The organism is Ferrovibrio sp., from assembly GCF_017994015.1.
Classification (GTDB): domain Bacteria; phylum Pseudomonadota; class Alphaproteobacteria; order Ferrovibrionales; family Ferrovibrionaceae; genus Ferrovibrio.
Window position 1 is genome coordinate 1 of record NZ_JAGOLP010000012.1, and the last position, 13,299, is coordinate 13,299.

Consider the following 13,299-nt stretch of genomic DNA (forward strand, 5'->3'; position numbering starts at 1 on the left):
TTCCGAGGTGGGCAAGCTGATCGCCGAGCGTGCCAAGGCCGCCGGTATCAACGATGTGATCTTCGACCGCGGCGCGTACCTGTACCATGGGCGCGTCAAGGCGCTCGCCGAGGCGGCCCGCGAAGGCGGTTTGAACTTCTAAGAAAGGTTTTGGCAGATGGCTGGTAATCAACGGGAGCGGGGCGAGCGCGGTGGTGATCGCGATCGTGGCGGCGAGCGCGGCGACAGTGAGTTCGTCGACAAGCTGGTCTCCATCAACCGCGTGGCCAAGGTGGTTAAGGGCGGTAAGCGTTTCGGTTTCGCGGCCCTGGTGGTCGTGGGTGATCAGAAGGGCCGCGTTGGCTATGGTTCGGGTAAGGCCCGCGAGGTGCCGGAAGCCATTCGTAAGGCGACCGAGCATGCCAAGCGCAACCTGATCCGCGTCAACCTGCGCGAAGGTCGTACGCTGCATCACGATATTGAGGCCCGTCATGGCGCCGGCAAGGTCGTGCTGCGTGCGGCTCCGGCCGGTACCGGCATCATCGCCGGCGGCCCGATGCGCGCCGTGTTCGAGACCCTGGGCGTGGCAGACGTGGTGACCAAGTCGGTTGGCAGTTCCAACCCGCATAACATGGTGAAGGCAACTTTCGCGGCTCTCCAGGCCCTGAATGCGCCGCGCCAGATCGCCAACAAGCGCGGCAAGAAGGTGGCTGACATCCTGGGCCGTCGCGGCGAGACCGAGGAGTAAGCTGTCATGTCGAAGAAGACTGTGAAGGTGACCTGGATTCGCTCGGCCAACAAGCGGACCGAGGACCAGCAGGATACCATTCGTGGCCTTGGCCTGCGCCACCTGCATCATACCCGCGAGCTGGAAGATACCCCGGCGGTGCGCGGCATGATTGCCAAGGTGCAGCATCTGGTTCAGGTCGAAGGCTGATAGTAGGATACCCCTAGAGAGGGATTAGGAACATGCGTCTCAATCAGATCGCCGACAATCCGGGCGCCCGCAAGGACCGCATGCGCGTCGGCCGCGGCATCGGCTCCGGCAAGGGCAAGACCTCGGGCCGTGGCGTCAAGGGCCAGAAGGCGCGCACCGGCGTGTCGATCAAGGGCTTCGAAGGCGGCCAGACCCCGATTCATCGTCGTCTGCCGAAGCGCGGTTTCAATCCGCTCAACCCGCAGGATTTTGACGTGGTCAACCTTGGCCGCCTGCAGGCTGCGATTGACGCCGGCAAGCTGGATGCCGGTAAGCCGGTTGATGCCGTTGCGCTGAAGGCTGCCGGCCTGATCGGTGGCAAGGCTGCCGATGGCGTCCGTCTGCTGGCCACGGGTGAGCTGACCGCCAAGATCAGCGTTTCGGTGCAGGGCATTTCGGCCGCTGCGCGTGAAGCGGTGGAAAAGGCCGGCGGTGCCGTCACCATCCTGGAGACCCGCAAGGTCAAGGCCCAGGCCCGCTCCGAGGTGGTGAAAGCCGCCAAGGCCGCGAAGCAGAAGAAGAAGTAATCCAATGATTGCCGGCGTGGGCCTGGGGTTCGCGCCGGTGATCTGGTCGGCAAGTTTTCTCCCCTCTGGGCAGTAGGAGCTACGATGGCGTCGGCGGCAGAACGTATGGCAGCCAGCCTGAATTTCGGTGCCTTCGCCAAGGCCACCGAGCTGAAGAAGCGCATCTGGTTCACCCTGGGTGCGCTGATCGTCTACCGTTTGGGCACCTATATCCCGCTGCCGGGTATCGACCCGACGGTGCTGGCCGATATCTTCAAGCAGCAATCCGGCGGCATTCTCGGCCTGTTCAATGTATTCGCGGGTGGTGCGCTGGAGCGCATGACCATCTTCGCGCTCAATATCATGCCGTATATCTCGGCATCGATCATCATGCAGCTGCTGACCAGCGTGGTGCCATCCTTCGAAGCGATGAAGAAGGAAGGCGAGGCGGGCCGCAAGCGCATCAATCAATACACCCGTTATGGCACCGTGCTGCTCGCCGTGGTGCAGGCTTATGGTATCGCGGTTGGCCTTGAAGGCATGACCGGCGGCCGTGGCGGCGCCGTGATCGAGCCGGGGCTGTTTTTCCGCCTCGTCACCGTCATCACGCTCACCGGCGGCACCATGTTCCTGATGTGGCTGGGCGAGCAGATCACCCAGCGTGGCGTTGGCAACGGCATCTCGCTGATCATCTTCGCCGGCATCATCGCCGAATTGCCGCGCGCCCTGGCCGCCACGCTCGAACTGGGCCGTACTGGCGCCCTGTCGATGGCTGTCATCGTGGTGGTGTTTGTTGGCGCGGTCGCGGTGATCTACGGCATCGTGTTCATGGAGCGCGCCCAGCGCCGCATCCTGATCCAGTATCCCAAGCGCCAGGTTGGTGCGCGCATGTTCGGCGGCGAAAGCTCGCATCTGCCGATGAAGCTGAATACCGCCGGTGTGATTCCGCCGATCTTCGCTTCGTCGCTGCTGCTGATGCCGATCACCATCGCGCAATTCACCGCCGGCTCCGGTGGCCCGGAATGGCTCACCACGGTCACGGCCCTGCTGGGCCATGGCCAGCCGCTCTACATGCTGATGTATGTGGCGCTGATCGTATTCTTCTGCTTCTTCTATACGGCGGTTGTGTTCAATCCGACCGAGACGGCCGATAACCTGAAGAAGAATGGCGGCTTTGTGCCGGGCATCCGCCCGGGCCAGCGCACCGCCGAGTATTTTGATTATGTGCTGACCCGCATCACCGTGGCCGGCGCGGTCTATATCGCCGCCGTCTGCTTGCTGCCGGAAATCCTGATCTCGCGCTTCTCGGTGCCGTTCTACTTCGGCGGCACCTCGCTGCTCATCGTTGTCAGTGTGACGATGGACACCGTGGCGCAGGTCCAGTCGCATCTGTTGGCGCATCAGTATGAGGGCCTCATCAAGAAGGCCAAGCTGAGAGGGGCACGCAAATGAGGCTTATCCTGCTAGGTCCGCCGGGCGCCGGTAAAGGCACCCAGGCCCAGCGTCTGACCCAGAGCCACGGCCTGGTGCAGCTTTCCACCGGCGACATGCTGCGCGCCGCTGTGAAGGCCGGCACCGCCATCGGGCTCAAGGCCAAGGCGATCATGGACCAGGGCGGCCTGGTGTCGGATGACATTGTGGTTGGCATCATTGCTGATCGCATCGACCAGCCGGATTGCCGCAAGGGCTTTATCCTGGATGGTTTCCCGCGCACCACCAAGCAGGCCGAGGCGCTGGACAAGATGTTGTCCGAGCGCAAGCTGAAGCTGGATGCCGTGATCGAGATGCAGGTTAACGATGGTGTGCTGGTTGAGCGTATCACCGGCCGCTTCACCTGCGCCAAATGCGGCGCCGGTTATCATGACAGTTTCCACCCGACCAAGCAGGCCGGCACCTGCGACCGCTGTGGCTCGACCGAATTTACCCGGCGTGCCGACGACAAGGCGGAAACCGTGGTGCCGCGACTCAAGGCCTATCACGAGCAGACTGCACCACTTCTCCCGTATTACGAGGGGCGTGGTATTCTCCGTAAGGTTGACGGGATGGCGGAAATCGATGAAGTGACTCGTCAAATCGAGGGGGTTTTGCAAGCGATTTAAGGCAAAACCCTTTTAGAGTTGACTAGTTACGGAGAGTTTCTATAATCGCGCCCCTTGGGCAGAGGGTGCGATAGACAACTAGGTGGCTGGCTCAGCGTAAATCTTTGTTTACGTTGAGTTTTTCTGTTGGCTACCCAGTCGCCCAATATGACCGACTCACCTTTGGTGAGTCGCTGACGCGAGGAGAGAAGGCGTGGCGCGTATCGCAGGCGTGAACATCCCGACCAATAAGCGGGTCGAGATTGCTCTTACCTACATCTACGGCATTGGCCGGGTGAAGGCGAAGGAGCTTTGTGAAAAGGTCAACATCCCGGCCGAGCGCCGTGTGAACCAGTTGACTGATGCTGAAGTGTTGCAGATCCGCGAGGCCATCGACCGCGATTACAAAGTCGAGGGCGACTTGCGCCGCCAGATTGCCATGGACATCAAGCGTCTCATGGATCTCGGCTGCTATCGTGGCCTGCGCCACCGCAAGGGCCTGCCGGTCCGCGGCCAGCGCACCCATACCAACGCCCGCACCCGCAAGGGTAAGGCCGTGGCGATCGCCGGCAAGAAGAAGGCGCCGCGCTAACAAATTCCGATGGCGGCCGAACCATACAGGTTTGGCCGCCATCAACGATATGCGGCCGCGCCGCTACGCATGATGTAAGGATTGTAGGATCGCCATGGTCAAGGACAAGGCCGCGCGCCCCCGGCGCAAGGAAAAGAAGAACATCACCTCTGCCGTTGCGCATGTGAATGCCTCCTTCAACAACACGATGATCACCATCACCGATGCGCAGGGCAACACCATTGCCTGGTCGTCGTCGGGCAGCCAGGGCTTCAAGGGTTCGCGCAAGTCGACCCCGTATGCCGCTCAGGTTGCTGCTGATGTTGCCGGCCGTCGCGCCGCCGAGCATGGCGTGCGTACGCTTGAGGTGGAAGTGAAGGGCCCGGGTGCCGGCCGTGAATCGGCTCTGCGCGCCTTGCAGGCCGTTGGTTTCACCATCACCAGCATCCGCGACGTGACGCCGATCCCGCATAACGGTTGCCGTCCGCCGAAGCGCCGCCGCATCTGATCCCCTCCGGCGCTGGCTTGCTTAAGCCTGCGCCGGGTTTCCATTCCGGCCGCGTCGCCGGGCATCGGGCTGCTGCCCGGGCTCTTGCGCGATGTGGCAACAGAACGAGGTAGCAGGTGATCCAGAAGAATTGGACCGATCTGATCAAGCCGAACAAGTTGGTGATCGAGCCGGGCGCCGTGCCGGGCCGCACCGCGACGATCGTCGCCGAGCCGCTGGAGCGTGGTTTCGGCTTGACGCTCGGCAATGCGTTGCGCCGCGTGCTGCTGTCGTCTTTGCAGGGTGCCGCCGTCACGTCGATCAAGATCGACGGCGTGCTGCATGAATTCTCGTCGATCCCGGGTGTCCGTGAGGATGTCACCGATATCGTCCTGAATATCAAGTCGATGGCGCTGCGCATGCACGGCGAAGGCCCGAAGCGCATGTATCTCAATGCCAAGGGTCCGTGCGAAGTCACCGCCAAGATGATCGAGACCGGCCATGACATCGAGGTGATGGACCCCGATCATGTGCTGCTGACGCTGGATAACGGCGCCAGCATCCGCATGGAACTGACGGTCGAGACCGGCAAGGGCTATGTGCCGGCTTCCGCCAACCGCCCGGAAGATGCGCCGATTGGCCTGATCCCGGTCGATGCGCTGTACAGCCCGGTGCGCAAGGTCTCCTACAAGGTCGAGAATACCCGCGAGGGCCAGATTCTCGATTATGACAAGCTGACCATGCAGATCGAGACCAACGGTTCGGTCAAGCCGGAAGACGCGGTGGCTTTTGCTGCCCGCATCCTGCAAGACCAGCTTCAGCTCTTCATCAACTTCGAAGAGCCGAAGAACGAAATCCGCGAGAAGACCATTGCCGAGCCGGAATTCAATCCGAACCTGCTCCGCCGTGTCGACGAGCTGGAATTGTCGGTGCGTTCGGCGAATTGCCTGAAGAACGACAACATCGTCTATATCGGCGACCTGATCCAGAAGACCGAGGCGGAAATGCTCCGCACTCCGAATTTCGGCCGCAAGTCGCTGAACGAGATCAAGGAAGTGCTGTCGCAGATGGGCCTCCATCTCGGCATGCATGTTCCGAATTGGCCGCCCGAGAATATCGAGGAAATGGCCAAGAAGTATCAGGATCAGTATTGATCCGGGCCGCCTAAGAAAGATCGAGGAGAGTTTCCATGCGCCATCGTAATGCCGGCCGCAAACTGAACAAGTCCAGCTCGCATCGCCGTGCCATGTTCGGCAACATGGTTGCCGCGCTGATCAAGCACGAGCAGATCACCACCACGCTGCCGAAGGCCAAAGAGCTGAAGCCGCTGATGGACAAGCTCATCACCCTGGGCAAGCGCGGCGATCTGCATGCCCGCCGCCAGGCGCTGGCTTTCATCCCCGAGAAGTCGGCGGTGGACAAGCTGTTCAAGACCCTGAACGCGCGCTATGCCAGCCGCGCCGGCGGTTACACCCGCGTTCTCAAGGCCGGCTTCCGCTACGGCGATGCCGCCCCGATGGCGGTGATCGAACTGGTTGACCGCGACCCCAGCGCCAAGGGCCAGGATTCCGGCCCGGTGCAGGTGACCGAGGAAGCCGCAGCCGCCTGATCGGCGCTGCCGGCTGACGCAGAGATGAACCGGCGGGGCCAGTCCTCGCCGGTTTTTTCGTGTGCGTAATCACCGCTCGGTCAGGTGACTGGATCGGGATTGAAGGCCACACCGACCAGCAGCATGTCGGTCTGATTGTGCTGGCCGAGCGGCAGCAGCAGCGATTGATGCCGGAACGAGCGGCCATCCAGTTCCTGTTGGCGTGAGAATATTTCCGGCTGCCGGCTTTGCACCACGCGGTCGTAACACTGGATGATCTCGCTGGCGAAGGCCGGCCAGGGATGCTGCTCCAGATACTTGCCGGTCAAGTCAAAGCCCTGGCGCTGCACCACATTGCTGCCATAGAGCCGATAGCGGTAGCGCAAGGCGCCCGCCGGGCCAGGTTCCACGTCGATCAGGATCAGATCGCCCAGGATGAAGCCCAGGTCCAGCGGGTCGATATCGGCCCGGCTCGGCATGGCACGGCCGGCGGCACGGACCATCCAATAGGCATGCAGGCGGCGCAGGCTGGGCGAGGCCAGGTCGAGTAGGGTGGTGGAGGTGGTTGTCATTGCCGCAAAAATACCATGCCGCATGGTCAGTTTCAGCAATACTTATTCTTCACCGCCGGCTTAAGGCGGTTGAATTCCGCCCCATAGGCTCCTTATCTAACGGCATGACCCAGCATAGCCCCATCCTGTTCCGATTGGCCCGCAATGGCCTTGCCCTGCTTTGTGGCCTTGCCCTGCTGGCCGGCTTTTCCATGCCTGGCCAGGCCCAGCAGCGCGTACCCCAGAGCCGTGCTGAAATCCAGCTCAGCTTTGCGCCGCTGGTGCGCCAGGCGGCACCGGCGGTGGTCAATGTCTATACCCGCAAGGTCGAGCGTGTGGTGCAGCGTTCGCCGCTGCTGGATGATCCGATCTTCCGCCGTTTTTTCGGCGACCAGCAGATGTTTGGCATCCCGCGCGAGCGGGTGGCGCAGTCGCTCGGCTCCGGCGTGATCGTGGAAGCCGATGGCGTCATCGTCACCAACAACCATGTTATCGATGGCGCCACCGAGATCGTGGTGGCGCTGGCGGATCGTCGCGAATTCGAGGCCAAGGTGATTGCCGCCGATCCCAAGGTGGACCTGGCAATCCTGCGTATCGATCCCAAGGGCGAGTTGTTGCACGCGCTTGAATTCCGCGATTCCGACGATCTGCAAGTTGGCGAGTTGGTGCTGGCCATCGGCAATCCCTTCGGCGTTGGCCAGACCGTGACACAGGGCATCGTTTCGGCGCTTGGGCGCACCGATGTGGGCGATGCCGATGCACAATCCTTCATCCAGACCGATGCGGCGATCAATCCGGGCAATTCCGGCGGCGCGCTGGTGACCATGGACGGCAAGCTGGCCGGCATCAACACGGCGATTTTCTCCAAGACCGGCGGCAGCGTTGGCATCGGCTTCGCCATCCCGTCCAACCTGGTGGCAGCCACCGTAGCCAGTGCGCTTTCCGGCAAGGGCATCCGGCGCCCCTGGCTTGGCGCCAATGGCGGCACCGTCACCACCGAGGTGGCGCAGGGCCTGGGCCTGGAACGCCCCGGCGGCGTGTTGGTGGGGCAGATTTATCCGGGCGGCCCGGCCGACCGTGCCGGCCTGCGCACCGGCGATGTGATCCTGAAGGTGGATGGCCGCGAGGTGAACGATCCGCGCGCGCTGAAATTCCGCATCGCTACACGCAAGCTGGGTGAGGCCGCATCGTTGGAAGTGTTGCGCCAGGGCCGGCCGCGCACGCTTTCAATTCCGCTCACCGAAGCGCCGGAAACCCCGCCGCGTGAAGTGACTCAGATGACCGGCAATCATCCTTTTGCCGGCGCAACCGTGGCCAATCTGTCGCCAGCCTTTGCCGAGGAAATCGGTTTTGATGCCCTGGCCAATGGCGTGATTGTGCTGAACCTCACCGCCGGCTCGCCGGCCAACCGCATCCGGCTGCGCCCGGGCGATCTGGTGGTGAAGGTGAATGGCGCCGATATCAAGGATGTGGGTGATTTGCAGCGCGCCATGCGCGGCAATGCGCAGCAATGGCTGCTGATCCTGAAACGCGGCGACCAGATGCTGCAATTGCAAGTGCGGGCCTGAGCTTGGCCAATCTGTTCCAGCAAGCCGGGATGGAGCCGGTCGGGCCATTGGCCGACCGGCTGCGGCCGGCCAGGCTGGACGAAGTGATCGGCCAGGATCATCTGCTGGCCGGCGAGGGGCCGCTGGCCCGCATGGTGGCGGCGCGCAAACTTTCCAGCCTGATCCTGTGGGGACCGCCGGGCACCGGCAAAACCTCCATCGCCCGGCTGCTGGCCGAGGCCACCGGTTTGTATTTCGCGCCGCTCTCGGCGGTGTTTTCCGGCGTGGCCGATTTGCGCAAGGCATTCGATGCCGCCAAGGCGCGGCGCGAGCAGGGCCAGCGCACATTGTTGTTTGTTGACGAGATCCATCGTTTCAACCGCGCCCAGCAGGATGGTTTCCTGCCCTTTGTGGAAGACGGCACTGTAGTGCTGGTGGGCGCCACCACCGAGAATCCCAGTTTCGCTCTGAACGGCGCGTTGCTGTCGCGCGCCGGCGTGATGGTGCTGCATCGGCTGGATGATGCGGCGTTGGAATTGCTGCTGGCACGGGCCGAGGCGGTGATGGGGCGCGGCCTGCCGCTGACCCCGGAAGCGCGTAATGCGCTGCGTGCCATGGCCGATGGTGATGGCCGCTACCTGCTGAACATGGCCGAACAGATTTTTGAACTGGCCGGCGAGGGGCAGCTCGATCCGGCACGACTGGCGGTGCTGCTGCAACGCCGGGCGCCGCTTTACGACAAGGGCCAGGAGGAGCATTACAATCTGATCAGCGCGCTGCATAAATCGCTGCGTGGCTCGGATTGCGATGCGGCGCTGTACTGGCTGGCGCGTATGCTGGTGGGTGGAGAGGAGCCGCTTTACATCCTCCGCCGCCTGGCGCGTTTTGCCGCCGAGGATATCGGCATGGCCGATCCAAATGCGCTGTTGCAGGCCATGGCGGCCAAGGAGCTTTTTGATTTTCTCGGCAGCCCGGAAGGGGAAATCGGCTTGGCGCAATTGGTGGTCTATCTTGCCACCGCGCCGAAATCCAATGCGGTCTACATGGCGGAAAAGGCGGCCAAGCGCGCCGCCAAGGAGCACGGTTCGCTGATGCCGCCGATGCATATCCTGAACGCGCCCACCAAGCTGATGAAAAACCTCGGCTATGGCGATGGCTATGCGTATGACCATGATGCCGCTGATGGCTTTTCCGGCCAGAATTATTTCCCTGATGGCATGGAGCGTCAGAATTTCTACCGCCCGGTTGAGCGCGGCTTTGAGCGCGAAGTGCTAAAGCGCTTGGAATACTGGCAAAAACTGCGCGCCAAGCGGCAAGCCGACGCAAACGGCTGAGCTGGCACTGGATTCTGCCCAGGAAGCCCCCTAACTATTTGGTAACGCTAGGGAGCTAGGCTCGGATTATGGCTCAACTTGCCAATATCGTGCCCGACAAGAATTCGCCCGTGCTGCGGCTGCTGCTGTGGCTGGGTGGCTTGTTGCTCTTGGCCCTGGTATCGGGCTATATCGGGGTCTCCATCGTGAAGGATGAGGAGAAGCCGTTTTATCAGCCCGGCGTGATCCCTTCGCGCGAGGAATGCTTCATCGAAAAGCTGTCGCGCTACAGCAAGCTCACCAAGCAGATTCTTTTCCAGGCCGGCCAGGAATGCGAACTCGAAATCCAGTCCATCGAGGGACACGAGCAGCGCCGCATCGAATGGCTGCAAGAGCAGGCCGAGAAGCGCCGCTTGCAGAAGGAAGCGCCGCCACCCGAGGCGCCCGCGCCGGCTGCCCCCATCGATACAGTGCGCCGCGTCTGGCGCTGACAGGTACATTCCCATGAACCAGATTGTTTCCCGCGTTGTCGCCGACGACGAAGCTGACCTGCGCCTGGATCGCTGGTTCAAGCGGCATTATCCCTGGCTCGGCCATGGCAAGCTGGAAAAGCTGCTGCGCACCGGCCAGGTGCGCGTGGATGGCAGCCGCGCCAAGGCGGCAACCCGCCTGGAAGCCGGCCAGACCCTGCGTATCCCGCCGCTGGGCGAGCCGCCCAAGCCGGATGCCAAGCCGGCGCCGCGCAGCATGAAGATCGATCCCGACCGCATCGCCGAATTGCAGGCCGCCGTGCTGCATAAGGATGATGCGGTGATCGTGATCAACAAGCCGGCCGGCCTTGCCACCCAGGGCGGCACCGGGCTGAACGAACATCTGGATGGCCTGCTGGATTATCTGCGCTTCGGCAGCACGGAACGGCCGCGCCTGGTGCATCGGCTCGACAAGGATACATCCGGCGTGCTGGTGCTGGCACGCACGGCTTCGGCTGCCGCCAAGCTGACCGCCGCCTTGCGCAAGCGCGAGGCGCATAAACTCTATTGGGCGCTGGTTACCGGCGTGCCCAGCCCGCGCCAGGGCAAGGTGGATATGCCGCTGGCCAAGCTGCCCGGCGCTTTGGGCGAGCGCATGGCCGGCGACCCGGAAGGCGGCAAATCCGCCATCACGCTGTATCGCACTGTCGCCACGGCCGGCCGCCGCGCCGCCTGGCTGGCGATGGCGCCGGTCACCGGTCGCACGCATCAGCTGCGTGTGCATGCCGCCTTCATCGGCACGCCGATTGCCGGCGATGGCAAATATGGCGACCCCGAGCGCCAGTTGACCGGCAGCATCAGCCGCAAGCTGCATCTGCATGCCCGGGCTTTGCGCCTGGATCATCCGGATGGCAGCATTCTACAGGTGCGGGCGCCGCTGCCGCCGCATATGATCGCATCCTGGGATTTTCTGGGTTTCGACCTGGACGAGGATGCCGATTCATGGCTGGAATAGGCCGCGTTTTACCCGCCCATACTCATCCGCTGCGCCAGAGCCTGGCGGATGAACTCCATGCCCGGCCGCCGGTGCCGCTGGCAGCGCCGGCCCGCGTGCTGCATTTTGCCTTGCTAGGCAATCCGGCTGGCGGCAATCCGTTGCGCGATCTGGCCGTGGCTCAGGCGTTGCCCGCGCCGGAAGCCGGGGCCCGCCATGCCGTGCTGCGCCTGGCCGGTTGCAGCGTGATCCAGGAACGGCGCACGGAATTCACCACCTATACGCTGTATCTGCCACGCCAGACCGGCAGCGCACCCGATGCTGAGACTGCTTTGCCGGCGCCGTTGGCGGCCTGGATCCAGGCTTTGCCAGGCGAATTGATTGCCGCCGCCGATCTCACCATCCTGGCTGCCGATGAGGCGGCGCCGGATGCTGTCTTGCTGGCAAGGCTGTTTGACGAGAATGCCCTGGTCGGTTCGCGTGCGGTTTCAGGCCGCGCCGATATCTGGGCCGATTTCAAACTCGATCAGGGCGGTGTGCGGCTGCTGGTACAGGATCGTGGCCTCACCGATGCGCAGCGTGGCCGTTTGGTGCTGCGGCTGCTGGATATCGAAAGTTATCGCATGATGGCTTTGCTGGCGCTGCCGCTGGCGCAGAGGGTGGCGCCGCGCATCACCGCGCTGGAGCAGGGCCTGGCCAAGCTTGCCGGCCGCATGGTGGATGTGGAGCACCAGGAAAGCGAGCAGACCTTGCTGCGCGAGATAGCCGGCGCAGCGGCCGAGGTGGAAACCCTGGCGGTGGACACGCCGTTCCGCTTTGGCGCCGCACGCGCCTATCATGCCCTGGTGGTGCGCCGCATCGAGGAATTGCGCGAACAGCGGATCGAAGGCCTGCCCACGTTGGGCGAGTTCATGGAACGCCGCCTGAGCCCGGCGATGCGCACCTGCGAAACCATGGCCGACCGCATCGAAGGCCTGTCGCGCCGCGCCACCCGCATGGCAAACCTGTTGCGCACCCGGGTTGATGTGGCACTGGAGCGGCAGAATGTGGCGCAGCTGGATGCCATGAACCGGCGGCTGAAAATCCAGCTCCGACTTCAGGAAACCGTCGAGGGCCTGTCGGTGGCTGCCATCACCTATTACGCTGTGGGCCTTGTCGGTTATGCCGCCCAGGCGCTGCATGCCGTGGGTGTGCCAATCCACAAGGAACTCGCCATCGGCATCGCCATTCCGCTGATTGCCGGCGCGGTATGGCTTGGCATCCGCCGGCTGCGCCGGGCGCTGCAAAAGGAAGGCGGCGCACATTAAACTCTGCTTGCATGAATGCAATAAATGGTTGTATTAATAGTATAATTTCAATTTTATAATTTGAGTCGTACTGGGGGCGCTGATGTCCTTGAGTGAGTGGCTCATCACGGTAATCATTCTGTCGGTCCTTGGTGCCGGCTTTTTCCTGTTGCGGAAGGCTGGCGGCGACAAGGATCGCCTTGCCCTGGTCAAGGACCGGCTGGCGGTGCTGCAATCCCTGTCCACCATTGGCGCTTTGGTGATTGGCGGCGTCTGGGCCTATAACGCCTTTGTTGCCGGCAGGGTGGACAAGCACAGGCTGGATATCAACCAGGAGATCGTCTCACGGCGGGTCACGCCGGACTTTCATTGGGTGCATGTCACCGTGTCGATCAAGAATGTCGGCTTACGCCACGTCAAGTCGTTACAGGGAGAAACCAGGGTGCAGGCGGTCGCGCCCTTGCTGGAAAGCACAGCTGTGTTGCTGGGGGCGGGAACCGATCCCATTGGGCAAGAGCCGCCCTACAAGAATCTAAAGCCAGTGGTGATGGGATGGGCGACGCTGTGTTACCGCGAGCATGAAATACCGCTGCGGATTGAGCCGGGTGAAACCCAGACGATCGATTATGAATTCTTCGTGCCGGCCGCTTTGCGCACGATCAAGGTTTACAGCCAGATGAAGAGCCCGCAAGACGAAGACGGCCTGGTATGGGCGCGCACAGCAATTTACGACATTGCACCTGCTGGCGCAGGATCAACGGAAGGAGCACAGCATGCACCGGAAATCGCTCGTGGCTTCAACTATGTATGCTCTGCTTATGAGCAGCAGCGCATTGCAGACGGTGCAGGCCCCAGGTGAGGCGCGGATTGGTGAAGAAAGAGTGGCGCAGGTGAAGTCGGAAGAACGGCGCACTGGCCCGCCGCCGCGTGACACCAAACTGTATGAAGTGTCT

Annotated in this window: 17 protein-coding genes; 16 read left to right on the forward strand and 1 reads right to left on the reverse strand. The window is 62.6% G+C overall.

Going from position 1 to position 13,299, the window contains the following annotated elements; all coding sequences use genetic code 11:
• The 10 genes from KBB36_RS08520 to rplQ all read left to right on the forward strand — a co-directional run.
• Window positions 1-142 (forward strand): 50S ribosomal protein L18 (locus KBB36_RS08520; protein WP_290979024.1); only part of this gene is annotated, 142 nt, incomplete at its 5' end.
• Window positions 143-157: 15 nt separating this feature from the next.
• Window positions 158-727: a 30S ribosomal protein S5 gene (rpsE, locus tag KBB36_RS08525; RefSeq protein WP_290978752.1), complete on the forward strand. Its 570-nt coding sequence runs from the start codon at window positions 158-160 to the stop codon at window positions 725-727.
• Window positions 728-733: 6 nt separating this feature from the next.
• The gene (gene rpmD, locus KBB36_RS08530; RefSeq protein ID WP_290978755.1) at window positions 734-916 is read left to right on the forward strand and encodes a 50S ribosomal protein L30; all 183 of its coding nucleotides are present in this window, start codon (window positions 734-736) and stop codon (window positions 914-916) included.
• Window positions 917-948: 32 nt separating this feature from the next.
• Entirely contained in the window at window positions 949-1,482 is a 534-nt protein-coding gene (gene rplO, locus KBB36_RS08535; RefSeq protein WP_290978758.1) for a 50S ribosomal protein L15, read from the forward strand.
• 84 nt (window positions 1,483-1,566) lie between these two features.
• Window positions 1,567-2,913 (forward strand): preprotein translocase subunit SecY, encoded by a 1,347-nt coding sequence (gene secY / locus KBB36_RS08540; protein ID WP_290978761.1) that lies wholly within the window; start codon window positions 1,567-1,569, stop codon window positions 2,911-2,913.
• Entirely contained in the window at window positions 2,910-3,560 is a 651-nt protein-coding gene (locus KBB36_RS08545; protein ID WP_290978764.1) for an adenylate kinase, read from the forward strand. The genes secY and KBB36_RS08545 overlap by 4 nt, the downstream gene beginning before the upstream one ends.
• 193 nt (window positions 3,561-3,753) lie before the next feature.
• The gene (gene rpsM / locus KBB36_RS08550) at window positions 3,754-4,131 is read left to right on the forward strand and encodes a 30S ribosomal protein S13 (protein WP_290978766.1); all 378 of its coding nucleotides are present in this window, start codon (window positions 3,754-3,756) and stop codon (window positions 4,129-4,131) included.
• A 94-nt stretch (window positions 4,132-4,225) separates the two neighbouring features.
• Complete coding sequence (gene rpsK / locus KBB36_RS08555) at window positions 4,226-4,618, forward strand: 30S ribosomal protein S11 (protein WP_290978769.1); 393 nt, start codon at window positions 4,226-4,228, stop codon at window positions 4,616-4,618.
• A gap of 116 nt (window positions 4,619-4,734) precedes the next feature.
• Window positions 4,735-5,751 (forward strand): DNA-directed RNA polymerase subunit alpha, encoded by a 1,017-nt coding sequence (locus KBB36_RS08560; protein ID WP_290978772.1) that lies wholly within the window; start codon window positions 4,735-4,737, stop codon window positions 5,749-5,751.
• A gap of 35 nt (window positions 5,752-5,786) precedes the next feature.
• Complete coding sequence (gene rplQ, locus KBB36_RS08565; RefSeq protein ID WP_290978775.1) at window positions 5,787-6,206, forward strand: 50S ribosomal protein L17; 420 nt, start codon at window positions 5,787-5,789, stop codon at window positions 6,204-6,206.
• An 80-nt stretch (window positions 6,207-6,286) separates the two neighbouring features.
• On the opposite strand, the gene KBB36_RS08570 is transcribed toward rplQ, so the two are convergent.
• Window positions 6,287-6,757 (reverse strand): PAS domain-containing protein, encoded by a 471-nt coding sequence (locus KBB36_RS08570; protein ID WP_290978778.1) that lies wholly within the window; start codon window positions 6,755-6,757, stop codon window positions 6,287-6,289.
• 104 nt (window positions 6,758-6,861) lie between these two features.
• Between KBB36_RS08570 and KBB36_RS08575 the strand changes: the two genes are divergently transcribed.
• The 6 genes from KBB36_RS08575 to KBB36_RS08600 all read left to right on the forward strand — a co-directional run bounded on the left by KBB36_RS08575 (window position 6,862) and on the right by KBB36_RS08600 (window position 13,205).
• Window positions 6,862-8,304, forward strand: coding sequence for a DegQ family serine endoprotease (locus tag KBB36_RS08575; RefSeq protein ID WP_290978781.1), 1,443 nt, complete (start codon window positions 6,862-6,864; stop codon window positions 8,302-8,304).
• 29 nt (window positions 8,305-8,333) lie between these two features.
• Window positions 8,334-9,617: a replication-associated recombination protein A gene (locus tag KBB36_RS08580; RefSeq protein ID WP_290979027.1), complete on the forward strand. Its 1,284-nt coding sequence runs from the start codon at window positions 8,334-8,336 to the stop codon at window positions 9,615-9,617.
• 68 nt (window positions 9,618-9,685) lie between these two features.
• Entirely contained in the window at window positions 9,686-10,087 is a 402-nt protein-coding gene (locus KBB36_RS08585; RefSeq protein ID WP_290978784.1) for a hypothetical protein, read from the forward strand.
• Between the two features lie 13 nt (window positions 10,088-10,100).
• A complete protein-coding gene (locus tag KBB36_RS08590) occupies window positions 10,101-11,081 on the forward strand; it encodes an RluA family pseudouridine synthase (protein ID WP_290978787.1) in 981 nt (326 codons plus the stop codon).
• Window positions 11,069-12,367, forward strand: coding sequence for a DUF3422 family protein (locus KBB36_RS08595; RefSeq protein ID WP_290978790.1), 1,299 nt, complete (start codon window positions 11,069-11,071; stop codon window positions 12,365-12,367). Before KBB36_RS08590 ends, KBB36_RS08595 begins: the two co-directional genes overlap by 13 nt.
• A gap of 82 nt (window positions 12,368-12,449) precedes the next feature.
• A complete protein-coding gene (locus KBB36_RS08600; protein WP_290978793.1) occupies window positions 12,450-13,205 on the forward strand; it encodes a hypothetical protein in 756 nt (251 codons plus the stop codon).
• Window positions 13,206-13,299: the final 94 nt, after the last annotated feature.